At 62.6% G+C, this 22,904-nt stretch carries 19 protein-coding genes; 9 read left to right on the forward strand and 10 right to left on the reverse strand.

The genetic code is table 11. From position 1 onward, the window contains the following. Nucleotides 1-14: 14 nt before the first annotated feature. On the reverse strand, nt 15-296 hold the full coding sequence (locus AC07X6_RS08270; protein ID WP_230541598.1) for a hypothetical protein: 282 nt from the start codon (nt 294-296) through the stop codon (nt 15-17). Here AC07X6_RS08270 and def point away from each other — a divergent pair. Further along, nucleotides 289-831 carry a peptide deformylase gene (gene def, locus AC07X6_RS08275; protein ID WP_076568288.1) on the forward strand — a complete coding sequence of 181 codons (543 nt, stop codon included), beginning with the start codon at nt 289-291 and terminating at the stop codon, nt 829-831. The two genes, AC07X6_RS08270 and def, sit on opposite strands and share 8 nt — an antisense overlap. Before the next feature lie 96 nt (nt 832-927). Then, entirely contained in the window at nt 928-1,884 is a 957-nt protein-coding gene (gene fmt / locus AC07X6_RS08280; protein ID WP_494790632.1) for a methionyl-tRNA formyltransferase, read from the forward strand. A 63-nt stretch (nt 1,885-1,947) separates the two neighbouring features. On the opposite strand, the gene AC07X6_RS08285 is transcribed toward fmt, so the two are convergent. Next, nucleotides 1,948-4,413: an IPT/TIG domain-containing protein gene (locus AC07X6_RS08285; RefSeq protein ID WP_494790633.1), complete on the reverse strand. Its 2,466-nt coding sequence runs from the start codon at nt 4,411-4,413 to the stop codon at nt 1,948-1,950. Nucleotides 4,414-5,066: 653 nt separating this feature from the next. Here AC07X6_RS08285 and metH point away from each other — a divergent pair. Together metH and AC07X6_RS08295 are read left to right on the forward strand one after the other, a co-directional pair. Further along, complete coding sequence (gene metH, locus AC07X6_RS08290; protein ID WP_494790634.1) at nt 5,067-8,861, forward strand: methionine synthase; 3,795 nt, start codon at nt 5,067-5,069, stop codon at nt 8,859-8,861. 112 nt (nt 8,862-8,973) lie between these two features. Then, complete coding sequence (locus AC07X6_RS08295; RefSeq protein ID WP_494790635.1) at nt 8,974-9,345, forward strand: SPW repeat protein; 372 nt, start codon at nt 8,974-8,976, stop codon at nt 9,343-9,345. A gap of 202 nt (nt 9,346-9,547) precedes the next feature. Here AC07X6_RS08295 and AC07X6_RS08300 read toward each other — a convergent pair whose 3' ends face one another. From AC07X6_RS08300 to rsmB, 8 genes are all read right to left on the reverse strand, one after another. After that, nucleotides 9,548-10,828 carry an EAL and HDOD domain-containing protein gene (locus tag AC07X6_RS08300; protein ID WP_230541603.1) on the reverse strand — a complete coding sequence of 427 codons (1,281 nt, stop codon included), beginning with the start codon at nt 10,826-10,828 and terminating at the stop codon, nt 9,548-9,550. 137 nt (nt 10,829-10,965) lie between these two features. Beyond that, entirely contained in the window at nt 10,966-11,745 is a 780-nt protein-coding gene (locus AC07X6_RS08305) for a class II glutamine amidotransferase (protein WP_494790636.1), read from the reverse strand. A gap of 86 nt (nt 11,746-11,831) precedes the next feature. Further along, complete coding sequence (locus tag AC07X6_RS08310) at nt 11,832-12,089, reverse strand: BTH_I0359 family protein (RefSeq protein ID WP_100875523.1); 258 nt, start codon at nt 12,087-12,089, stop codon at nt 11,832-11,834. A 153-nt stretch (nt 12,090-12,242) separates the two neighbouring features. Further along, nucleotides 12,243-12,644, reverse strand: coding sequence for a GTPase (locus tag AC07X6_RS08315; protein ID WP_494790637.1), 402 nt, complete (start codon nt 12,642-12,644; stop codon nt 12,243-12,245). Next, nucleotides 12,641-13,360, reverse strand: a complete 720-nt coding sequence (locus AC07X6_RS08320; protein ID WP_230541606.1) for a response regulator — start codon at nt 13,358-13,360, stop codon at nt 12,641-12,643. The genes AC07X6_RS08315 and AC07X6_RS08320 overlap by 4 nt, the downstream gene beginning before the upstream one ends. Before the next feature lie 97 nt (nt 13,361-13,457). Next, the gene (locus AC07X6_RS08325) at nt 13,458-15,755 is read right to left on the reverse strand and encodes a sensor histidine kinase (RefSeq protein WP_230541607.1); all 2,298 of its coding nucleotides are present in this window, start codon (nt 15,753-15,755) and stop codon (nt 13,458-13,460) included. Then, nucleotides 15,755-16,261, reverse strand: a complete 507-nt coding sequence (locus AC07X6_RS08330) for a DUF4390 domain-containing protein (protein WP_226939765.1) — start codon at nt 16,259-16,261, stop codon at nt 15,755-15,757. Before AC07X6_RS08330 ends, AC07X6_RS08325 begins: the two co-directional genes overlap by 1 nt. A gap of 97 nt (nt 16,262-16,358) precedes the next feature. Further along, nucleotides 16,359-17,786: a 16S rRNA (cytosine(967)-C(5))-methyltransferase RsmB gene (rsmB, locus tag AC07X6_RS08335; RefSeq protein ID WP_230541608.1), complete on the reverse strand. Its 1,428-nt coding sequence runs from the start codon at nt 17,784-17,786 to the stop codon at nt 16,359-16,361. Nucleotides 17,787-18,162: 376 nt separating this feature from the next. Between rsmB and argS the strand changes: the two genes are divergently transcribed. Genes argS through AC07X6_RS08360 form a run of 5 tightly spaced genes read left to right on the forward strand, consistent with a single transcriptional unit; the run spans nt 18,163 to nt 22,900 of the window. Next, nucleotides 18,163-19,872, forward strand: coding sequence for an arginine--tRNA ligase (argS, locus tag AC07X6_RS08340; protein WP_494790638.1), 1,710 nt, complete (start codon nt 18,163-18,165; stop codon nt 19,870-19,872). 20 nt (nt 19,873-19,892) lie between these two features. Continuing rightward, nucleotides 19,893-20,606: an SPOR domain-containing protein gene (locus AC07X6_RS08345; protein ID WP_494790639.1), complete on the forward strand. Its 714-nt coding sequence runs from the start codon at nt 19,893-19,895 to the stop codon at nt 20,604-20,606. A gap of 9 nt (nt 20,607-20,615) precedes the next feature. Beyond that, nucleotides 20,616-21,287, forward strand: a complete 672-nt coding sequence (locus AC07X6_RS08350; RefSeq protein ID WP_494790640.1) for a thiol:disulfide interchange protein DsbA/DsbL — start codon at nt 20,616-20,618, stop codon at nt 21,285-21,287. A 37-nt stretch (nt 21,288-21,324) separates the two neighbouring features. Beyond that, entirely contained in the window at nt 21,325-22,086 is a 762-nt protein-coding gene (locus AC07X6_RS08355; protein ID WP_494790641.1) for an SDR family oxidoreductase, read from the forward strand. 10 nt (nt 22,087-22,096) lie between these two features. After that, nucleotides 22,097-22,900 (forward strand): biotin--[acetyl-CoA-carboxylase] ligase, encoded by an 804-nt coding sequence (locus tag AC07X6_RS08360; protein ID WP_494790642.1) that lies wholly within the window; start codon nt 22,097-22,099, stop codon nt 22,898-22,900. Nucleotides 22,901-22,904 lie beyond the last annotated feature (4 nt).

A 22,904-nucleotide genomic window follows, 5' to 3' on the forward strand; every position in this document is an offset into this window, starting at 1 on the left:
TGTGCCATTCCATGCTAGCGCCATGGCAGGCGCGCGATGCCGACGCGCGCAAGGATGCGTGCAATGGCGGCGCAAAACGGCCCGTCATCCACAGGGCCATGGGCGTCTGTGATAAAATTTCCCTTTGCAGCAAACGAATAGCGCACTGGCAAACGCATCTGCCGCGCCGTTGCGCCATACGCGCCCGACCATAGCGTACTCAAAAATAAAATAGCCCTGCCATCGTCCGCATGGCCCAGGCATGAATAATCAGGCGCACCGGCGCCCACCTTAACCAGTCGAATCCGTATGTCCATATTAAATATCCTGCGTTACCCCGATCCTCGCCTGCACACGGTCGCCAAGCCCGTCACCGAATTTGACGCGCGCCTGCAAACCCTGATCGACGACATGGCCGAAACCATGTACGACGCCCCCGGCGTCGGCCTGGCCGCGTCGCAAGTGGACGAGCATATCCAGATGATGGTGATCGACATCACCGAAGAGAAAAACCAGCTGCAAGTGTTCATCAACCCGGAAATCACCTGGGCCAGCGAAGAAAAGCAGGTCTACGACGAAGGTTGTTTGTCCGTGCCTGGCGTCTACGATGGCGTCGAGCGCCCGGCCCGCATCAAGGTGCGCGCCCTGGACCGCCACGGCAAGCAGTTCGAGCTGGAAGCCGATGGCTTGCTGGCTGTCTGCATCCAGCATGAGATGGATCATTTGCTGGGCAAGGTATTCGTCGAATACCTGTCGCCGCTCAAGCGCAACCGCATCAAGACCAAGATGATCAAGGAAATCCGTGGTCTCGAGCGCGAAGCGAGCTTGCGTGCGCAGAACCGCCGTTTCTAAGCCGCTGCTGATAGACTAAGCAACAACAGTAGTCGTAACACCATGCCAGCCTGGCGCCTCCGGCGCGGGCCTGCGCACCTCACGTCAAGGAACCATATGAAAGTGATCTTCGCAGGCACGCCTGAATTCGCCGCCACGGCCCTGAAAGACTTGCACGAAGCGGGATTCGAGATTCCGCTGGTGCTGACCCAGCCAGACCGTCCAGCCGGACGCGGCATGCAGATGCACGCCTCGGCCGTCAAGCAATATGCATTGCAGCACGGCATCGAGGTACTGCAGCCCTTGTCGCTGCGCATGGACAGCAAGGACCCGCAGCGCGCCGCCGAGGCAAAGGCGGCCCACGAACGCCTGCTGGCCACGGATTACGACGTGATGGTGGTGGCGGCGTACGGCTTGATCTTGCCGCGCAGCACGCTCGACATCAAACCCTGCATCAATATCCACGGTTCATTGCTGCCGCGCTGGCGCGGTGCGGCACCGATTCACCGCGCCATCGAGGCGGGTGACGATGAAACGGGCGTGACCATCATGCAGATGGAAGAAGGCCTCGATACGGGCCCCATGCTGGCCATCGAACGCGTCCCCATCGAGGCGGGCGACTCCACCGCCACCCTGCACGACAAGCTGGCCAGACTGGGCGGCAAGATGATCGTCGAGACCCTGCGCAAGATGCAGCAGCAGCCGCTGGAAGCCGTGCCGCAGCCGGAAGCGGGCGTGACCTACGCGGCAAAAATCGCCAAGGACGAGGCGGCGCTCGATTTCAGCTTGCCGGCGCTGGAACTGGGCCTGAAAATCCGCGCCTTCAATCCGTTTCCCGGCGCCTGCGGCCAGGTCGATGGCGTGACCGTCAAGATCTGGGCCGCCGACGTGCTCGACGCGGACAGCAAGGAAGCGCCGGGCCAGGTGCTGGCGGCCGACGCCCAGCACGGCATCGTCGTCGCTTGCGGCAATGGCTCGCTGCGCCTGACGGAACTGCAAAAACCGGGCGGCAAGCGCCTGCCCGCAGCCGAGTTCATCAAGGGCTTCCCGCTCGAAGGCAAGCGTTTCGTTTAAGAACCTGGCGCCATAAAAAAAGGGCTTGCCGCGGCAAGCCCTTTTTACATCCAGCCCGCTGGCTTAGCGGCGCTGCACCTTCATCAGGCGTGCGCCGACGGACGACGACAGGCTGACCTCGAAACGGCCGCCGGCCGGCAAGGCGCTGACGTCGACGCTGGCTTTGCCACCCGTCAAGTCACTGGCGACCACCGTCTTGCGGCCATCGGCGGCCACGTGCAGCACGGCGGCGTATGGTTCCGCATCGGCATTCCAGGCCAGCGCCAGCTTGCCGCCGCTTTGTGTCGCATCGAACGTGGCATCGTTGGCGGCGGCCCTGCTGCGGCGCGCCGGGCGCTCCAGCTTGGCTAAAGCCTTACCTTTTGACAATACTTGCACGTCGCTGATGTCGCCCGGATTGGCAAAGCTGACGCGGAAATGGCTCATGGCGTTGCCGCCATGGTCAGCCACGGAGACGCCATCAAAAGGCAAGTCGATAGTCTGTCCCGACGCCGTCAGCACGCGCAGGGTATATGCCTGGCCGCTGCCGCTGGCCGCCGCACCGATGCGCGCGGACGAGGCAACGGCCGGGCGCAAGGCCACGCCGGCCGGCGTGATGCGGCCGGAAATGGTCAGGTAGCCATTCTCGGCCACGGACATGCTGGCGGCCAGCACATTGCTGCCCGTGATCTGCGTGCTGCGTTTGTCCAGGAATTGCTGCACCCGCGCATAGCTGTAGTCGGAGAACCAGGCGCCGCTGCAATAGCTCATCACATCCTTCATCGGCGTGCCGCCATACACTGCCTTGCTCAGCTGGCCAATGCTGCCCGCATAGTCGCTGTTATACAGAGGCTGCGGGCCCAGATTGCCATCCGCATACGGGTAGTCGACGGCGGCGCCGGCCGGGCCGCCGCAGGCAACGTGCTGCAGCGAGTGGTTGTGGCCCAGCTCATGCACGAGCGTGGTCAGCCATTCAGGCCATTGGTTACCGAAGGGATCGACCGATGCGATGCTGTTGAACCGCGCATCCAGGCCGATGGCCGACGTGAAGTCGTTGCCGCTGCTGCGCTGGTTGATATAGGCCAGGCCGGCGGCGCGGGTGGCGGACATTCTCGGCACGAAACCATAATAGTAGGCGCCGCTGTCTTCCAGCGCGCGCTTGCTTTCCAGTTTGCCCAGGGCATCGCTCCACCAGCTGTCGGCCGTGCTGCTGCCCGGCATGCTCAGAGCCGCGCGCGTCGTGATGCTGATGTTTTCCGTCGCATACGGATACACGCGCAGCAACGCAGCACGGATCACCTCGGCGTCAGGCAGTTGCGCCACGCCATCATCGGTGCTCAGGGGCACGAGTACCAAACGGATTCTGGCCAGGCTGGCCACCACGGGCGCCGCTTCCTGGCTCACTTGCACGCCGTCATTGCCGACGGCCGTCACGCGCACGCGCACGCCGGGCAAGATCCAGCCAGCAGGCAGGACGGCACTGAAATTGCCGTTGAAACTGTAATCGCTTTTCGCCGTCGGCAAGAGCGCCGGCCCCGTCATCGCGATGCTGCCCAGGTTGCTGCCATTGGCGGCGGTCGCATTCAAGGTCACTGCCGGGCTGGCCAGGCCTGCTTGCGTGGCCAGCACGGACACGCGCACGGCGGCCGGCTTGCTGCGCGTCAAGCGCAAGGCCATATTGCTGGCGTTCAGGTTCATGACCTGCGCAAATTCAATGTTGCCCAGGGTAAAGGTCGACACCGTGCCCGCATTCACGGCGATGCGCGCAGCGGCCGACAGCATCACGTTACCCGTTGCCGAGGCTGGCGCAGACAGCAGCAGCTGGCTGGCACTGGCGCTGACGATGACGGCCGGCGTATTGCCTACCGTCGCCGAGCTTACCTGGTCGAGATTGCTGCCCTGCACCGTCACCGACAAGGTCGCGCCATTGACGGCCGACGTGATCGACGTCACCGCCACGCTGGCCAGGACCGTGTACGGGTCGCTGCTGGCCACATCGTTGTACGGCCCGCGCACCGTCAGCGCGCCTGTCGCTGCGCCCGCAGGCACCACCACGGTCACGCTGCTGGCCGTCTGGCTTTGCGGCGCCGCCGCCGCGCCATTGCCGAACTGTACCGCCGTCACGGCGCCCATGCCGCCGCCCGCGATCGTCACGCTGGAACCGACGCCGCCTGTCAATGGCGCGACACTGCCCACGCTCAAAGGCAGGTACACATTGACGTTATAGCTGGTGGCCGCCGTGCCGCTGGCGCTGACCAGGCTCAAGGCGCCCGTCACGGGCGCGCCCGGCATGGCCAGGGTCACGCTGGTGTCGCTGGCGGCGCTGGTGGCAAGCGTCACGCCGCCCAGCTGGAAGGCCGTCACGCGGCTCAGATTCGTGCCCGTGACCACCAGACTGCCGCCGACGGCAACATTCGCCGCCGAAACGCTCGTCACGGCAGGAATCAGGGCGGGAGTGCCCGAGGTGGTCGCCACCACCGTGTCGCCACCACCACCGCCACCGCCGCCGCAGGCGGACAGGCCCAGCATGACAAACAATGCAACTAGCAAATGGTTTCTCATGGCTGGCAACCATGTTGGTGCAGCGCGGTGCCGGGGAGGACACGGAATAAATGTGACATATTGGTGACTTTTGGTGAGAATTTAATTTCGAAGAACCAATATTATGGGTTAATTCGATTCCTAAAGACAACTATTAATGCTTTTGATTCAATTGGTTTTGATAATAATTAAAATATCTGCTTGGCAAACTTTATTCTGGGCATTATTCCCTTCACTCTGTATTGGCTGAAATCAAAATTACTTTCCTTTGCAGCTATTGCCATTCGATTCATTAAAAAGATGCCGACATGGCGTAAATAATGTGGAAATTTTTCCACAGCCTAGACGCCATATCTTCCCGGCAACTTTGCTGGAAGAATTAACATTTTGAGTAAGATTTTCAGGAATGTCATTTTCAGAAGCAGGCGTGGCGCAAGCCGATGTGTTGCAAGAAGGCCTGCCGTGGGGCGAACGGCCGCTTTTGCTTAAAACCAAAGCAGCCTGATGCCGTATAATTTTAGACCCGGTGAAATCAGGCGATTGCCACCTTCTGCCTGCCCTACCCGGCCGGCAACTCTCCGTCAGCTGATCCTGCTGGCCCGCAACCGCCTCGTAAAGTCTTGTCGCCGCGCCGCCGCCCGTTTGCCTATTGAAAGCATGAAATGAACGATACCGTGATCCCCGCCATGTCCCCGACCGAAGCCACCTTGCGCGCCATCCTGGCGCAGCGGATCATGATCCTCGACGGCGCCATGGGCACGATCATCCAGCAATACAAGCTCGACGAAGAAGCCTACCGTGGCGGCCCCGCCGGCCGCTTCATCGATTTCGCCGCGCCGGCCGACAGCGGGGCGCGCGAACTGTTTGTCAAAGGCAACAATGAGCTGCTGACCCTGACGCAGCCGCATATCATCCAGGAAATCCACGAGCGCTACCTGGCGGCTGGCGCCGACCTGATCGAAACGAATACCTTCGGCGCCACGACGATCGCGCAAGACGATTACCACATGGCCCACCTGGCCTATGAAATGAACGTGCAAGCGGCAAAACTGGCACGCGCCGCCTGCGATAAATATTCCACCCCGGACAAGCCGCGCTTCGTCGCCGGCGCCCTGGGACCGACGCCAAAGACGGCATCGATCTCGCCCGACGTGAACGACCCGGCCGCGCGCAACGTCACCTTCGACCAGCTGGTGGCCGCCTACCTGCAGCAGACGCAGGGCCTGGTGGAAGGCGGCGCCGATGTGCTGCTGGTGGAAACCATTTTCGATACCCTCAACTGCAAGGCGGCCCTGTTCGCCATCGACCTGTACTACGAGCAAAACCCTGGCGTCGTGCGCCTGCCTTTGATGATTTCCGGCACCGTCACGGACGCCTCGGGCCGCATCTTGTCGGGCCAGACCGTGCCCGCCTTCTGGAATTCCGTGCGCCACGCGAAACCGCTGACCATCGGCCTGAACTGCGCGCTGGGCGCCGCCCTGATGCGTCCGTACGCGGAAGAGCTGGCCAAGATCGCCGACACGTTTGTTTGCATCTACCCGAACGCGGGCTTGCCCAACCCCATGAGCGACACGGGCTTCGACGAGTTGCCGGCCGACACGTCTGCCCTGCTGCGCGAATTTGCCGACGCGGGCTTCTTGAACATGGCGGGCGGCTGCTGCGGCACCACGCCCGAGCACATCGCAGCCATCGGCGAGTTGCTGTCGAAAAATACGCCACGCACCGTGCCGGCCCCGTCGCACGACTTGCGCCTGGCGGGCCTGGAACCGTTCGTCGTCAACGACGAGTCGCTGTTCGTCAACGTGGGCGAGCGCACCAACGTCACGGGCTCGAAGGCGTTCGCGCGCATGATTCTCAACGAGCAATACGACGAAGCCTTGTCCGTTGCCCGCCAGCAAGTAGAAAACGGCGCGCAAGTGATCGACATCAACATGGATGAAGCGATGCTCGACTCGCTGGCCGCCATGACGCGCTTCTTGAACCTGATCGCCTCGGAACCCGATATTTCGCGCGTGCCCATCATGGTCGACTCGTCGAAATGGTCGGTCATCGAAGCGGGCCTGAAATGCGTGCAGGGCAAGGCTATCGTCAACTCGATTTCCATGAAGGAAGGCGAGGAAGAATTCCTGCGCCAGGCGAAACTGTGCCGCCGCTATGGCGCGGCCGTGATCGTCATGGCTTTCGATGAAAAAGGGCAAGCCGACACCTTCGAGCGCAAGATCGAGATTTGCGCCCGCGCATACCATTTATTGATCGATGCCCTGGACTTCCCGCCGGAAGACATCATTTTCGATCCGAACATTTTTGCCGTAGCCACCGGCATCGAAGAGCACAACAACTACGCCGTCGACTTCATCAACGCCACGCGCTGGATCAAGGAAAACTTGCCGTACGCGAAGATCTCGGGCGGCGTGTCGAACGTGTCGTTCAGTTTCCGCGGCAACGATCCCGCCCGCGAAGCCATCCATACCGTCTTCCTGTACCACGCCATCAAGGCCGGCATGACCATGGGCATCGTCAACGCCGGCATGGTGGGCGTGTACGACAACCTGGACCCGGAACTGCGCGAGCGCGTGGAAGATGTGGTGCTGAACCGCCGCGAAGACTCGACCGAGCGCATGATCGAATTTGCCGGTACCCTGAAGGCGGGCGGCAAGGCCGAGGCGCAAACCCTGGCGTGGCGCGAAGGGACCGTACAGGAGCGCCTGTCGCACGCGCTGGTGCACGGCATCACGCAATTCATCGTGGAAGACACGGAAGAAGCACGCCAGGAACTGCTGCACAATGGCGGGCGCCCCATCCACGTGATCGAGGGCCCGCTGATGGCCGGCATGGACGTGGTCGGCGACCTGTTTGGCCAAGGCAAGATGTTCCTGCCGCAAGTGGTGAAGTCGGCGCGCGTGATGAAGCAGGCCGTGGCCCATCTGATTCCGTTCATCGAGGAAGAAAAGCTGCTGGAAGAAAAACGCACGGGCATCGTGGCCAAGCCGAAAGGCAAGATCATCATGGCGACCGTGAAAGGCGACGTGCATGACATTGGCAAGAATATCGTCACCGTCGTTCTGCAATGCAACAACTTCGAAGTGGTGAACATGGGCGTGATGGTGCCGTGCTCGGAAATCCTCGCCCGCGCCAAGGTGGAAAACGCCGACATCATCGGTCTGTCGGGCCTGATCACGCCGTCGCTGGAAGAAATGGCGTATGTCGCCAAGGAAATGCAGCGCGACGAACATTTCCGCATGCTCAAGATCCCCCTGCTGATCGGCGGCGCCACCACCAGCCGCGCCCACACGGCCGTGAAAATCGCGCACAACTATGAAGGTCCCGTCATCTACGTGCCGGACGCGTCGCGTTCCGTGTCCGTGGCGCAATCGCTGCTGACGCCGGAACAGCGCGACAAGTACGTGGAAGACATCGAACTCGACTATGCACGTATCCGCGAGCAGCACGCCAACAAGAAGGCCCTGCCCATATTGCCGCTGGCGCAGGCGCGCGCCAACAAGATGGTCGTGCCCTTCGATGGCGCCTGCAAGCCCGTGAAACCGAAGTTCATCGGCCGCCGCGTGTTTAAAAATGTCGACCTGGCCACCCTGGCCAACTATATCGACTGGGGCCCGTTCTTCCAGACCTGGGACCTGGCGGGCCCCTTCCCCGCCATCCTGACGGATGAAGTGGTGGGCGACGCGGCCACCAAGGTGTACGCGGAAGGCCAGGCCTTGCTGAAAAAACTCATCGACGGACGCTGGCTGACGGCCAATGGCGTCGTCTCCCTGCTGCCGGCGAACAGCGTCAATGACGACGATATCGAGGTGTACACGGACGATACGCGCAGTAGCGTGGCGTTCACGTATTACGGCATGCGCCAGCAGGGCGTAAAACCCGTGGTCGATGGCGTGCAGCGGCCGAACCAGTGCCTGGCCGATTTCATTGCCCCGAAGGAATCTGGCGTGAAGGATTACATCGGCATGTTTGCCGTGACGTCCGGCCTGGGCATCGAAAAGTATGAAAAGCGCTTCGAAGACGCGCACGACGATTACTCGTCCATCATGCTGAAATCGCTGGCGGACCGCCTGGCCGAGGCGTTTGCCGAATACCTGCACGAGCGCGTGCGCAAGGATTTGTGGGGCTACGTGCCCGATGAGCACTTGAGCAACGACGACATGATCGCCGAGAAATATGTCGGCATCCGTCCCGCGCCCGGCTACCCGGCCTGCCCCGAGCATACGGTCAAGAAAGAGATGTTCGAGGTCATGCAGGCCGAGGAAATCGGCATGCAGCTGACGGAATCGTATGCCATGTTCCCCGGCGCGGCCGTCTCCGGCTTCTATTTCGCCCATCCGGAGTCGAAATACTTCGTCGTCGGCAAGATCGGCATGGACCAGGTGGAAGACATGGCCAAGCGCCGCGGCGCCAAGGTCGAGGATGTGGAACGCTGGCTGGCGCCCAACCTGTCATGATAAGCACAAGGCGCGCGGAACTTATCGCGCGCCGCAGCGCACTAACGCAGTATGCCGGTCGGCATGCTGCATGCCCGCTCCGGCCCGTTCCCTAACTGGCTAAGGAGGTAATATGGCAACCAATTTCAAACTGAAACGCTGGCAAGATCAAGTGATCCTGCTGCTGGGCCTGTGGCTGGTCGTCTCGCCCTGGGCGTTTTCCTATCCCGAAGGCTCGCCGCAGATGATCAACGCCCTGGTCTCGGGCCTGGTAATCGCCGTGCTGGCTGCCTTCGACCTGTACAAGACCTATTTCTGGGCCGTCGTCGTCAACCTGCTGGTAGGTGTCTGGGTCGCCGCCTCGCCATGGGTCCTGCGGCTGGCCGATCAGCGCGTCGTCATGTGGAACGAGCTGATCGTCGGCATCGCCGTCGTCATCCTGGCCCTGTGGGAACTGCGCACCGACCCCGAGCTGCACAAGCACTGGCCCGGCGCCGCCGCGTAGCGGCGCAAAAAAGCCCTGCCACGGCTAAGCCGTGCAGGGCTTTTTAAAATACGAACAGCACCGTAGATACGCGACGTCTCAGCACCTGACAAAACCGTAGCGAGCGGAAGGAAGAGGTGGCCGAGAAGCGGAGCCGTACTCTAGTACGGTGAGCATCGCAAGCCGCCTATGCCGACGCGCAGCAGGTTTGGTCAGGTGCCAACTACAGAGCGTAGCGGACTACGTTATCGCTCCATTCGTAGGCGGCCATTTCCAGCTCCACCAGGTCGTCCGGCGACATGGCCAGGTCGCGCAGGGTCGGCACGATCTCGCCTTCCATATCTTCGATGCGCTCGATGCATTCGGCCAGGCGCAGCAGGTCGCCGTAGAAGCCCTCGCGCGACAGCAGCGCTTCGGCCACTTCGTCGATCACTTCGATCTGGCTGAGGATTTCCGACATCGGCACGCCGAACAGGGTATCCATCAGGGACATGATGCCGACCGTAAAGGCGATATCGGCCGCATGGGCGTGGTTCGGGCGCAGCTTATGCGCGAGCAATTCGAGCAAGCGGCCGCGCGTGGTGGCCAGCATCAGCAGCGGCGTCATGCTATGGCCGCGCTTGCTTGGCTCCGCGTACAGCATGATTTGCAGCCAGCGCTGTAATTGGCGGCGGCCCAGCACGGTCACGGCCTGGCTCAGCGAATCGATGCGCTGGCGCGCGCCCACGGCCGGCGTATTGACCAAACGCAAAAGGTTCAGGGCCAGCGAGACGTCGCGCTTGATGGCGCGCTCGATATCCATGTTGTCGGCGTCGGAGGTGACCAGGGTCATCAGCTCCATGACGGCCAGTTGCGATGGCGACAATTTCTTGCCCGTCATGATGGCGGGCTTGGCAAAGTAATACCCCTGGAAGTAATCGAAGCCCAGGTCCAGGCCCGACTTGAATTCTTCGCGCGTCTCGACCTTTTCCGCCACCAGTTTCTTGTTTTCCTGCTTGAAACGGGGCGCCAGCGCTGCCAGCACTTTCGGGTCGACCTTGCTCATGTCCATCTTGACATATTGCACCAACGGCAACAATTCCTGCACTTGCGCCGTATCCGACACCACGTTTTCCAGCGCGAAAGTGAAGCCGTGGCCCACCAGTTCGCTGATGCGCGCGCGCACTTCCGGCGTGACGGGCATCGATTCGACGATTTCCAGCACGACTTTTTCACGCGGCAGGAACACGAAGATGTCGCTCATGATCACGTCGGCATCGACGTTAACGAAACCGAGCGCGTCGCCGATGACCTTTTCCATGCCCAGCTGGGAAGCGTGGGCGATCACGGAAGCCGTGGCGGACAGGTCGCTGGTAATGTTGGCGGGGCCGACCGGAGCGTTGCGGAATAGCAACTCATAGCCGAACAGGGCTTGATTGCGGTCAAGGATAGGTTGTCGCCCCAGATAGAACTCGCGCACGCGCAAGGGTTTCGGGGTGATGTCGTTGCTGGAAATATCGATCATTAACTCTTCATCAATCAGGTCGAGTGACACCGGCCGCGCCGCGCCCGCATCAAGGTTCACTATTGACAATACTTTAGCTGAATTTCGCCCGCGCTGTGGGTATTTTGGCAGCAATCCAGCGTATTGTCGTCAACAAATTAGGCCACTGGCGTCTCTTGCACCATCCCGTCGACAAATAATTTCAATTCGCCGGGCGCAAACGCCGTCCATTGTTCATTCGTCGTCAGCGGCTGGGTAACGATCACGGCCACGCGGTCCTGGGGCGTCGTCACCTGGGAAAAGTCCACGCTCAGGTCTTCATCGGAGAGTTTAGCAGTTGGAAACGGATGTTGTCGCACCAGATAGTGCAAGCTGGTCGAGCAATGGGCAAACAGCGCCTCCCCGCTCGACAGCATCATGTTGAAGGTGCCGTGGGCGGCGATGCCGGGCAACAACTCCGCCAGGGCCGCATGCAACTGCGGCAAGGTCGGCGGGGCATCGCCAAAGCGCGCATGCAGCTCCTGCAGCAGATAGCAGAAAGCCAGTTCGCTGTCGGTGCAGCCGACGGGGCGGTAGCTGCCCGTCAGCACGGGGTTGAACTCCTTCAAATCGCCATTATGGGCAAAGACCCAGTAGCGGCCCCACAGTTCGCGCACGAAGGGGTGGCAGTTTTCCAGCGCCACCTGGCCCTGCGTGGCCTTGCGGATGTGCGCGATGACATTGCGCGACTTGATGGGATAACGCTTGATCAGTTCGGCCACGGGCGAGGCGATGGCCGCCTGGTGGTCGACGAAATGGCGCACGCCGGCGCCCTCGAAAAAGGCGATGCCCCAGCCGTCATGGTGGGTATCGGTATGGCCGCCGCGCATGGCGAAGCCGGTAAAACTAAAGACAATGTCCGTAGGGACATTGCAATTCATTCCGAGAAGTTGGCACATGGTCTGTTTGCAGCGAAGTAACCCGGCCACCATACCACGCCGCCATGCGGATTGGTATGGTGGCGATGGCCATCAGACAGCCAGTATCAGTGCAACAGGACTGGCTGGCTCATGAGGGAATCATAGCTGCCCAAAAATTCATCGATCTCTTCCATGCTGGGTTCGCTGGCGATCAGTTCCGTGACGTCGCGGCGGAAATGCTGGGCCAGGACTCCCGCAATGAAAGTCTCGCGTTTGCCGCCCTTGTCGACAATTTCATAGCCGCCGAAGCGCAGGGCTTCCAGGTCGCCGTCGACGCCGAATTCCACGACGCTGTATTGTTCGCTGTTATAGATCAGGTTCATTTTGCATCCTTCGCTCAAGCAGGAGAAGCTCCTGCGGTTTCAGGACAGAGGTGGGGTTCCCACACCGCCATTTCAAGCGGCCAGGCCACCCTGCGGGCTACAGAGTTGTAACGAGATGCAAACTGCGACTGCGGTAAGTCGATCGAAAAATCGTCAGGAAACGACGATGTCTGCTTGCAGCGCCAGCAAGGCATCGTAGGGGCTGGCGGTGAGCCAGGTGCGCAATTGTTCGATGTGCGAGGCGTCGGCCAGGCTGATGAACAAGCGCGCAGGTGGATGGCGCAGCAGACGGTTCAATGTTACACGCAATACGAGATTGCCGCTGCAGCACAGGCAGCCGGGCGCGATGCGCAACAGTTGCAATGGAAACGATAGAGAAGGGGAAGCTTGCTCGGCCAGGTCGGCCAGGATGGCGTTGCCGTCAGCCAATCCTTCCAGGATCACGGCGGCCGGCTCGTCCGGCGCCAAGGCGTGCGCAATGGCCGCCTCGCGCCCGGCGGCGCGTCCACCGCTGACCAGGGTCAGCGGCGTCGGACGCCGCACGGCTGCCGTCACAGGCCTTTCTTGGCCAGCTTGCCCGGTTCGACGCCCAGCTGTTTCAGCTTGCGGTACAAATGGGTGCGCTCGAGGCCCGTTTTCTCCGCCACGCGCGTCATGCTGCCGCCTTCGCGGCCCAGGTGGTGTTCGAAATACATGCGCTCGAATGCGTCGCGCGCCTCGCGCAGCGGCAAGTCGAATGACAGGTTGTAGCCATGGCCTTCGGCCGCCGCCGGCACGGCGATGCCTGGGCGCACCATCAGCTGCTGCGGCGCGCTGCCGCCAAAGCTGGGCACGGGATGACTGCTTTCCTCGGCCACCACAGGTGCCGCCGGACGCGGCGCCACGCTCGGCGCGCGCACGGTTTCCTGTGCCCGCGTCAAGCCTTGCTGGACCGCTTTCAGCAGTTTTTGCAGGGCAATCGGTTTTTCCAGGAAGTTCATGGCACCGATGCGCGTCGCCTCGACAGCCGTATCGATGGTGGCGTGGCCCGACATCATGATCACCGGCATGGTCAGCAAGCCATCGCGCTGCCACTCCTTGAGCAAGGTGACGCCGTCCGTATCGGGCATCCAGATATCGAGCAATACCAGATCCGGCGCACCGGCGGCACGCGCTTCACGCGCCTGCTGCGCATTTTCGGCCAGCTGGATAGCATGTCCTTCGTCGCCCAGAATTTCCGAGAGCAACTCACGGATACCCATTTCATCATCCACTACGAGTATGTTTGCCATTCGTGTCTTGCCTTCCTCATTTCGCCGGCCGTCGCGCACAAGATGCACGCGCGGACAACTATGATTTTATTAGTGTTTTAAATACTAAACCAGACCCTCACGCCAGGAATTCCTGGGCAGGAGCGTCGGGAGCTAACTTTAACAGCAAAATGACCACCGATGCGCCATTGCCGTCGACCCGGTTCTCGATATCGATGCGTCCGCCGTGTTCATCGATAATTTTCTTGACCATCGCCAGGCCCAATCCCGTGCCGCGCGCCTTCGAGGTCACATAGGGCTCGAAGGCCCGCGCCAGGATTTTTGGCGCGAAACCAGGGCCATTGTCGGTGATGGCCAGCCGCACGGCGATATTCACGCCGCCGTCCGCACTGCGATAATGAATTGCTTCTGTCCTTACGTCAATCCGCGGATGCGGCGAGTCCGGCGGCAAGTCGGCCATGGCGTCCTGCGCGTTCTGCAGCAGGTTATGGATCACCTGGCGCAACTGGGTCGGATCGCCCATCACCATCGGCAGGTTCGGCGCCAGCTGCGGATGGATGATGTCGCCATCGTCGCCGCGCAGGTACAGGTTCAGTATTTCCTCAATCAGTTCGTTCAGGCGCAGCGGCACGAGCACGGCCGGCGGCGTGCGCGCATAGTCGCGGAAGTCGTCGACCATGCGCTTCATCGCATCGACCTGCTTGACGATGGTGGTGGTGGCACGGCTGAGCAGATCGGCATCGGGCTGCTCCAGCTTGCCTTCGAGCTTCATCTGCAGGCGCTCGGCCGACAACTGGATGGGCGTGAGCGGATTCTTGATTTCATGCGCCAGGCGGCGCGCCACCTCGCCCCAGGCGATCGAGCGCTGCGCGGAAATCACGTCGGAAATATCATCGAACACGACGATGTAGCCGCTGCCGGACTCCAGCGGCAGACGCGAACCGCGCGCCAGCAAGGTGATGTCATGCTCGTCGGCACTACTGCCCAGGCGGCGCGGAATCTCGATCTGCCGCTGCCAGTGCAGGCGCTGCTGGTTGCGGCCCGAGGCCGATTGCGCGCTTTGCGCCGTGAAGGCGCTGATGATGGCGCCGCCAAATTCTTCCATTCCAGCAATATGCGCCAGCGGCTGGCCCACCATGCTCATGCCCGAATGCTGCAGGATGCGCTCGACCGACTCATTGCAGGTCACCAGCTTGAAGTCGCCATCGAGCACCATCACGCCGGCCGACATGTTCGCCAGCACCGATTCCAGGTGGGCCTTGGCGTTTTGCAGTGCGGCGCGGTTGCTTTCCACGGCCGTGCGCGCATCGAGCAGCTGGCGCGTCATGATGTTGAACGACTGCGTCAGGGTACCCAGTTCATCCTTGGTGGCCACGATGGGGCGCGGCGACAGGTCACCCTCGGCCACGGCGCGCGTGCCTTCGGCCAGCAGCAGCAAGGGCTGGGCCAGGTTGCCCGCGATCAGGAAAGCGCTGCCGATGGCGCCAAAGATGGCCAGCAGCAAGGTCAAGGTGAGAATTTCCATGTACATCTTGCGCAGCCCCACGCGCGCGACGAAGCGTTCCTTGTATTCGCTGTAGGCGGCGCGCAGCACTTCGCCATTCGTCGCCAGCTTCGGCGGCACCGATTGCAGCAGTTGCAAATAGCGGGGCGAGACGGAAGGCCCCGGCACGGCCACCAGCACCCGCAGGCGCAGGCTGGCCGCCGTTTCCAGCGACGCTGGCAAGCCCGAGCGGAAACCGCCACCGCCCGACTCCGTGCCATCGTCGTGCAACTCCAGGCCCCCTTCGGCGGAGGCATAGCCGGCCGGCAAGGCCGCCTGCACCAGCATGGCAGGCGTCGGCAAGTCGGCCGCGCTGTGCGGCCCGGCGCTGGCCAGCAGCACGCCGTCGCCGCTGACGAGCATGGCATTTTGCATGCCCTCTTCGCGCAGCAGGCTGGTCAGCACGGCCTGGCCGGCCACGGGATCGGCACCCAGTTCCTCGACCGCCTTGTGGCCCCGATGGTCGAGCTCGACCAGGGCCGCATCGAGGCCGGCACGCCCCAGCTCAATCCCCGATTCCAGCGCCGCTTCGATCTTGACGTTGAACCAGGACTCGATGGAGTGGGAGACGAATTGCACAGAAACAAGAAAAATCACCAGGCCCGGCAGGATGCCGACGGCGGCGAACAGCATCACCAGACGCGTCATCAGCTTGGAGCCGAACTTGCCGCTCTTGTAGCGCGCATACAGGCGCGCCAGGGAAATGCCCACCAGCGCCAGCAGGGACACGGCCACGGCCGCGTTCAGGCCCAGCAGCCAGGTGTAGTAACGGTCGAAGAAGCCGGAATTGTCGGAAGCCGACGCCAGCAGGAACAGCAGGATACTGACAATGCCGCCGCCCACCACCAGCAGATAGCGTAATGCTTGACTCACTACTCCGCCGTATACAAGAAGGTTTTTTTGTTCGAAGCCAGGCGCCAGTCGCTGTTATTGAAGGCGTTGACCTGTATCGGCTTGGGCAGGTAGTCGCGGTCCATGCCCATGCGCAAGGTGACGTTATACGTCTGCCCCACTTTCAGTTCGCCGCGCCGCGCCACCAGCCAGCGGCTGGGACGGCGGATCAGGAACAGCGCGTCGTCGAGGGTGGGGAAGCTCTGCTGCAAGCCGCCGCCCGACACATGATACTGGCGCGTCAACACGTTGTACGACAGCTTGCTGGTCTGGCGCGCCACGATGGCTTTTTCATCGAACCAATACCAGCGGGGCCGGGTCAGTTCGATTTCCGTCGTGAAATACAGCGGCACGCCATGCTGTACGGCATCATCAAGGTCGTGATTGAGCTCGAAGGAATACGTGGCGGCCAGCTTGTAGCCCTCTTCGCTAGCCTCGATGTAAGCACGCGTGATCTCGACCATATCGGCGGCATGCGCGCGTGGCATGGTACATGCCAGCATCAGCAGCAGGGCCAGGAGTCGGAAGAGTCGTGTTGTCACAAGTGTGCCGGTGTAGTCCGTAGGAAAAGGTTCGAGGAATCGCTCAAGCCGCATTTTTTTGGAATAGCGCATAGAACAAACCGTCATGGTCCTGCTCCGCGCTGCCAGTCGGCAACAGCTGGCCAGGCGCTGTCAATCGGGTCGCATTATTGCGCACCGCAAATGCCGCCGCCTGTGCCTCGGACTCTTGCGGCCACAATGAACATGTTACGAACAGCAATTTACCATCGGGGCGCAGCATCTGCCACAGGTTGTCCAGAATTTTGGAGGAAAGTGTTGCAAGTTGGAACGCATCTCCCTTGCGGCGCAACCAGCGAATATCGGGATGGCGGCGCACGATGCCCGAAGCCGTACATGGCACGTCGGCCAGGATGCGGTCGTACTGCTGGCCGTCCCACCAGGCGCTCGATTGCGCATCTTGCGCCTTCAGGGTGGCTTCCAGTCCCAGGCGCTCGAGGTTTTCCGCGATGCGCGGCAGGCGCTTGGCGTCCGCATCGATGGCCGTGACCTGCACGTCGGCCAGCTCGAGGATGTGGCACGTCTTGCCGCCCGGCGCCGCGCAGGCATCCAGCACACGCATGCCGTCCTGCAAGTCCAGCAGCGGCGCGGCCAGTTGTGCGCCCGCATCCTGCACGGAGACGACGCCCTGCTCGAAGCCGGGGATCAAGGCCACGCCGATCGGCTTGTCCAGGCGCACGGCAAACGGTCCCACCTGGCGCGCGGCAATGCCCGCCTCAGCCAGCACGGCCAGATACGCTTCGACCGTGCTCTTGCGGCGATTCACGCGCAAGGTCAAGGGCGGCACGGCGTTGCCGGCCGTCAAAATGGCTTGCCAGTCGCGTGGGTAAGCCAGGCGCAGCGAGTCGATCCACCACTGTGGATAATTCCATTGCGCCAGAGGTTGCTGCAGGGCAGCTTCCAGCAAGGACTTGCGCTCGCGCAAGAAACGGCGCAAAACGGCGTTGACCATGCCCTTGGCGTGCGCCAGGTCAGGGTGCGAGGTGGCCACTGTGACAGCCTGGTCGACAACGGTGAATTCTTCGTACGGCTGTTCGCCTGGTTCGGCCGACATCAGGGACAGCGCGCAGCACAGCAGCGCGGCCAGCATCGGCGGCTCGGGCGCCTTCGACGTCATCAGGCCGACCAGGGTTTCGCTGCGGCCCAGCTGGCGCATGGTGCGGTAGGAAATATCCTGGATGGCGCCGCGCGCCTGCGGGCTGGCGTTCGATTGCGCAAACACCTTGGCCAGCGCCTGCGGCAGGGCCGTGCCGGTGCGCACTTGCGCCACGGCGTTGGCGGCGCCCAGCAGGCAAAACGCCAGCGAGTCGGTGCGCAAATCGGGTTGGAAGCCTGGCTGCAAGACCGGTTTCAGGTCAGGATGATAGCTGGGACGCAATTTCGGTGCGGCAGGGGCAGAAGCCTGGCCTGGCGCCGGCTTGGTTCTCAATTTCAGCGTGGGGCGCTTGTTCATAGTTATCCGGTGTGGCTGCGCGCGGCGGGCTGCATGGTGGCAAAGTCGCGGCCGCGCGTCATCAATAAAGGGTCGATTGTAGCGTTTGTGGCGCCCTCTGACCCAAGCGATTGCAGCGATACCTGTAAATTGCGGCAAAAAACTGCATATATACAAGCAGAATGCGCCATGCTGATGTTTTCGTGCACAAACATGGGCATGCTGTCCTGATAATATCGTGAAATGCGCCGGCACGGGAAGCTTGGCGGCAAGCGTATTGTTCCCGGCGGCAAACCAGTATAATTAACGCAGTCTGGGCGGCTTGGGTACTTGCCGTCCGTTTTGCTTTTTGATTCATTCTATTCATTCTTAACGCGGTTCCACCGCCATCCTGCTCATGCTCGCCCAACAGAAACAAGAAATCATCGCCCTGTTCCAGGCCGCCCTCGCTCCCGTCCTGGCCGGCACTTCGCTGACGCCATCCGTGGTGCTCGAGCGACCACGCGATGCATCGCATGGCGACGTCGCCTGCAACATCGCCATGCAACTGGCCAAGCAGCTGAAACAGAATCCGCGCGAACTGGCGCAAACCATCGTCACGGCCGTGCTGGCCAACCCGGCCGGCAAGGGATTGATCGAGGCAGTGGAAATCGCCGGTCCCGGCTTCATCAACGTGCGCGTGTCAAACACCGCCAAGCAGGCCGTGGTGAAAACCATCTTGAGCGAGGCCGACAGCTACGGCCGCAGCACGGCAGGCGCCGGCAAGCAAGTCATCCTGGAATTCGTCTCGGCCAACCCGACCGGCCCGCTGCACGTGGGCCACGGCCGCCAGGCGGCCCTGGGCGACGCCCTGTCGTCGCTGTTCGACGCGCAAGGCTATCAAGTGACGCGCGAGTTTTACTATAACGACGCAGGCGTGCAGATCCAGACCCTGGCCAATTCCGTGCAGGCGCGCGCGCGCGGCTTCAAGCCGGGCGACGCCGAATGGCCGGAGTCGGCCTACAACGGCGACTACATCGCCGACATCGCCAGCGACTTCAAGGCCGGCAAGACGGTCTCGGCCAGCGATGGCTTGCCCGCCACGGCCAATGGCAACGTCGACGACATCGATTCCATCCGCCCGTTCGCCGTCACCTACCTGCGCAACGAGCAGGACATCGACTTGCAGGCCTTCGGCGTGAAGTTCGACAATTACTACCTGGAATCGTCGCTGTACGCGGACGGCAAGGTCAACAGCGCCGTCGAAACCCTGATCAAGGCGGGCCACACGTATGAGCAGGATGGCGCGCTGTGGCTGCGCACCACCGACTTCGGCGACGACAAGGACCGCGTCATGCGCAAGACGGACGGCACCTATACGTATTTCGTGCCGGACGTGGCGTATCACCTGGTGAAATGGCAGCGCGGCTTCGTGCAGGCCATCAATATCCAGGGCAGCGACCACCACGGCACCATCGCGCGCGTGCGCGCCGGCCTGCAGGCGGTCGACATGGGCATTCCGCAAGGCTACCCCGACTACGTGCTGCACAAGATGGTCACCGTCATGAAGGATGGCGAAGAAGTCAAGATTTCCAAGCGCGCCGGCTCTTACGTGACCGTGCGCGACCTGATCGAATGGTCGGGCGGCGGCGACATCGCCAAGGGCCGCGACGCCGTGCGCTTCTTCCTGATCTCGCGCAAGGCCGACACGGAATTCGTCTTCGACGTCGACGTGGCGCTGAAAACCACCGATGAAAACCCGGTCTATTACGTGCAGTACGCGCATGCGCGCATCTGCCGCATCCTGGAAAACTGGGGCGGCGATGAAAGCACGGTCGCTGGCGTGGACTTGTCCCCGCTGACGGCACCGACCGAAGCGACCCTGCTGGCGACCCTGGCCGCCTACCCGGAAATGCTGGCACGCGCGCAAGCCGAACTGGGACCGCATCAAGTCGCCTTCTACCTGCGCGACCTGGCCGCCAACCTGCACAGCTTCTACTTCGCCGAAAAAGTGCTGGTCGAGGACGAAGCCATCAAGATGGCCCGCCTGGCCCTCGTCATCGCCGCGCGCCAGGTATTGCGCAACGGCCTGGCACTGATCGGCGTGTCCGCGCCAAACAAAATGTAATCGCGAAGGTCTAATCGTCAATGAATCATGCTTCCCGCTTCTCTTCGACCCGGCGCCAGCAGGGCAATACCCTGGTCGGCATCATCATCGGCCTGGTCATCGGCCTGGGCATCGCCGTGGTGGTCGCCCTGGTGATCAGCAAGGGCGCCTCGCCCTTCACCGACAAGTCGGGCAAGGCCGGCAAGTCGGCCGAACCGACGGCCGGCCAGATCGCCGATCCGAACAAGCCAATGTACGGCAACAAGGAAGCGGCCAAGGAAGCGGCGCGCGACTTCTCCAAGGAGCCGCGCGAGATCGTCACGCCGGCGCAGCCTGCCGCGCCGGCACCCGCGCCCACCACCGCGCAGCAGCCGAAGGCGCCGCCGCCGGACGCGCTGCAGGAATTGATCGGCACATTGAAGGACAAGCCGGCGCCGAAAACACCGGCGGCAGCAACGCCAGCGCCGCAAGCCAAGGCCGATGTGAAAGCCGAAGCCAAGGCCGATGCAGCCAGCGACAAATGGATTTATTATCTGCAGGCCGGCGCCTTCCATGACATGTCGGACGCCGAAAGCACGCGCGGCAAACTGGCGCTGCTCGGTTTCGAGGCGGCCATCAGCGACCGCAGCACCGATGCCGGCGTGCTGCACCGCGTGCGCATCGGACCATTCAACCAGCTTGAAGCGATGAACCGCGCACGCACCAAACTGTCTGAAAACGGCATCGATGTCGCCGTCGTCCGCAACCAAAAATAAGGAACCAGCATGCGTTTTCTGAAGGAAATCCTGTTCGCCGCCGCCATGGGCACCGCCGCCATGGGCGCATCTGCCTCGCCGGCCGAGCCGAAAAATGGCGTCGAATACGAAACCCTGCCTACGCCGCAGGCGACGGAATCGGGCAAGAAAATCGAAGTGACGGAATTCTTCGCCTATTACTGCCCGCATTGCAACGTGCTCGAACCGCAACTGGCGGCCTGGGTCAAGAAACAGGGCGACAACATCGTCTTCAAGCGCGTGCACGTGTCGCGCGATGACAGCGTGGCGCCGCAACAGCGGCTGTTCTTCACCCTGCAAGCCATGGGCCTGGTCGACAAGCTGCACGCCAGCGTCTTCCACGCCATGCACGTGGAGCGCAACCGCCTGGCCACCGACGATGCCGTCTTCGACTTCGTCGCCAAACAGGGCGTGGACCGCCAGAAATTCATCGACACCTACCGTTCGATGGGTATCTCGGCCCGCGTGCGCCGCGCGGACGCCATGATGCAGGGCTATAACGTCACGTTCTGGCCCATGATCGCCATCGATGGCCGCTACATCACCTCGCCTTCGCAGGCCGACCAGGGCAGCAAGTCGGCCAAGAACGAAGAGCAGCTGAACGCCCAGGCGCTCAGCGTGATGGACGTGCTGGTCGCGAAAGCCAAAGCGGAAAAGAAATAAGCATGGCCACTTCCCTGGCGCGCCCGGGCATCGCCTGATGCACAGCGTTTTCATCACGGGCGCGTCGAGCGGACTGGGTGCCGCCCTGGCGCTGCAGTACGCGCGCCAGGGCGCCCAGCTGGGCTTGCTGGCCCGCCGCGGCGACACCCTGCAGCAACTGATCGCTTCCCTGCCCCACCCTGAACGCCACCGCGCCTACGCCGTCGATGTATGCGACCACGCCGCCCTGAAAAGCGCGGCAGGTGACTTCATCGCCCACGCCGGCCGCATCGACGTCGTCATCGCGAGCGCCGGCGTGTCGTACGGTACCTTGAGCGAGCACGCGGAAGACCTCGATGCCTTCGCGCGCCTGATCGCCATCAACGTCACGGCCACCGTCGCCACCTTCGCGCCTTTCATCGCCGCCATGAAAAGCCAGGGCAGCGGACGCCTGGTGGGCATCGGCAGCGTGGCCGGCATCCGCGGCCTGCCCGGCGCCGAAGCCTACAGCGCCTCGAAGGCGGCCGTCATCAGCTACTGCGAATCGCTGCGTCTGGAATTGAAACCGGCGGGCATCAAGGTCGTCACCATCACGCCCGGCTACATCGACACGCCGATGACGCGCCATAACGCCTACCGCATGCCCTTCCTGATGCCGGCCGAAAAATTCGCCCTACGCGCCGCGCGCGCCATCGCGGACGGCGACAGCTACCGCGTGATCCCGTGGCAGATGGGCGTCGTCGCCAAGCTGCTGCGCGCGCTGCCCAATGCCGTCTACGACCGGGCCTTCGCGAATGCGCCGCACAAGGCGCGCAACTGAACTGATCACCATGACGAAGCACTCAGACTTGAACAGCGCGGCCATCGCCGCCCATTGCGCCACGGGCGCTTCCCACGTTGCCATCGAAGTGGTCGACGAAACGGGATCGACCAACGCCGACCTGCTGGCGCGCTGCGCCACCCTGGCCGGCCCCACCCTGCGCATCGCCGGCCAGCAGACTGCCGGACGCGGGCGTGCCGGACGGCCGTGGGTGTCGCAGCCGGACGCCAGCCTGATGTTTTCGCTGGCCTGGCGCTTCAAGGGACCGCTGCACCGGCTGGTCGGCTTGCCGCTGGCCGTCGGCGTGGCGCTGGCCGAAAGCATGACGGCGCTGGGCGTGCCAGTGCAGCTGAAATGGCCGAACGATCTGCTCAAGGATGGCCACAAACTGGCGGGCATCCTCGTCGAGACGCAGCAGGCGCAGGGCAACGATAGTGGCGGCGTGTGGGCCGTCATCGGCTGCGGCATCAATCTCTTGATGCCCGATGCGCTGGAACGGCAGATCGGGCGCAGCGTCTCGGCCGTGCCCTGGCTGGCGCAGATGGAGCGCAATACCCTGGTGGCGACCCTGCTCAGCCGCCTGGCCGGCGTGCTGGCCGAATTCGACGACACGGGCTTTGCGCCGTTTACGGAACGCTGGAACCTGCTCCACGCTTGGCAGGGCCAGCACGTGAAAATCCTCGACAATGGCCAGCTGCTGCAGCAAGGCGTGGCGGCCGGCGTGGATCAGCTGGGCCGTTTGCTGCTGCGTACCGATGGCGGCCTGCAGGAAATCATGTCCGGCGACGTGTCCTTGCGCTTGGCCGGGGAGTAAGCGC

The organism is Janthinobacterium sp. GW460-12-1-14-LB5 (genome assembly GCF_059423585.1).

What these genes read in the sequence shown, in the direction of transcription:
- AC07X6_RS08270 (WP_230541598.1), bottom strand. Translation starts at nt 296, where the DNA reads ATGGACATACGGATTCGACTGGTTAAGGTGGGCGCCGGTGCGCCTGAT.
- rsmB (WP_230541608.1), bottom strand. Translation starts at nt 17,786, where the DNA reads ATGAACAAGCGCCCCACGCTGAAATTGAGAACCAAGCCGGCGCCAGGC.
- AC07X6_RS08320 (WP_230541606.1), bottom strand. Translation starts at nt 13,360, where the DNA reads ATGGCAAACATACTCGTAGTGGATGATGAAATGGGTATCCGTGAGTTG.
- AC07X6_RS08310 (WP_100875523.1), bottom strand. Translation starts at nt 12,089, where the DNA reads ATGAACCTGATCTATAACAGCGAACAATACAGCGTCGTGGAATTCGGC.
- argS (WP_494790638.1), top strand. Translation starts at nt 18,163, where the DNA reads ATGCTCGCCCAACAGAAACAAGAAATCATCGCCCTGTTCCAGGCCGCC.
- AC07X6_RS08355 (WP_494790641.1), top strand. Translation starts at nt 21,325, where the DNA reads ATGCACAGCGTTTTCATCACGGGCGCGTCGAGCGGACTGGGTGCCGCC.
- fmt (WP_494790632.1), top strand. Translation starts at nt 928, where the DNA reads ATGAAAGTGATCTTCGCAGGCACGCCTGAATTCGCCGCCACGGCCCTG.
- AC07X6_RS08345 (WP_494790639.1), top strand. Translation starts at nt 19,893, where the DNA reads ATGAATCATGCTTCCCGCTTCTCTTCGACCCGGCGCCAGCAGGGCAAT.
- AC07X6_RS08360 (WP_494790642.1), top strand. Translation starts at nt 22,097, where the DNA reads ATGACGAAGCACTCAGACTTGAACAGCGCGGCCATCGCCGCCCATTGC.
- metH (WP_494790634.1), top strand. Translation starts at nt 5,067, where the DNA reads ATGAACGATACCGTGATCCCCGCCATGTCCCCGACCGAAGCCACCTTG.
- AC07X6_RS08330 (WP_226939765.1), bottom strand. Translation starts at nt 16,261, where the DNA reads ATGCCACGCGCGCATGCCGCCGATATGGTCGAGATCACGCGTGCTTAC.
- AC07X6_RS08305 (WP_494790636.1), bottom strand. Translation starts at nt 11,745, where the DNA reads ATGTGCCAACTTCTCGGAATGAATTGCAATGTCCCTACGGACATTGTC.
- AC07X6_RS08295 (WP_494790635.1), top strand. Translation starts at nt 8,974, where the DNA reads ATGGCAACCAATTTCAAACTGAAACGCTGGCAAGATCAAGTGATCCTG.
- AC07X6_RS08350 (WP_494790640.1), top strand. Translation starts at nt 20,616, where the DNA reads ATGCGTTTTCTGAAGGAAATCCTGTTCGCCGCCGCCATGGGCACCGCC.
- def (WP_076568288.1), top strand. Translation starts at nt 289, where the DNA reads ATGTCCATATTAAATATCCTGCGTTACCCCGATCCTCGCCTGCACACG.
- AC07X6_RS08300 (WP_230541603.1), bottom strand. Translation starts at nt 10,828, where the DNA reads ATGATCGATATTTCCAGCAACGACATCACCCCGAAACCCTTGCGCGTG.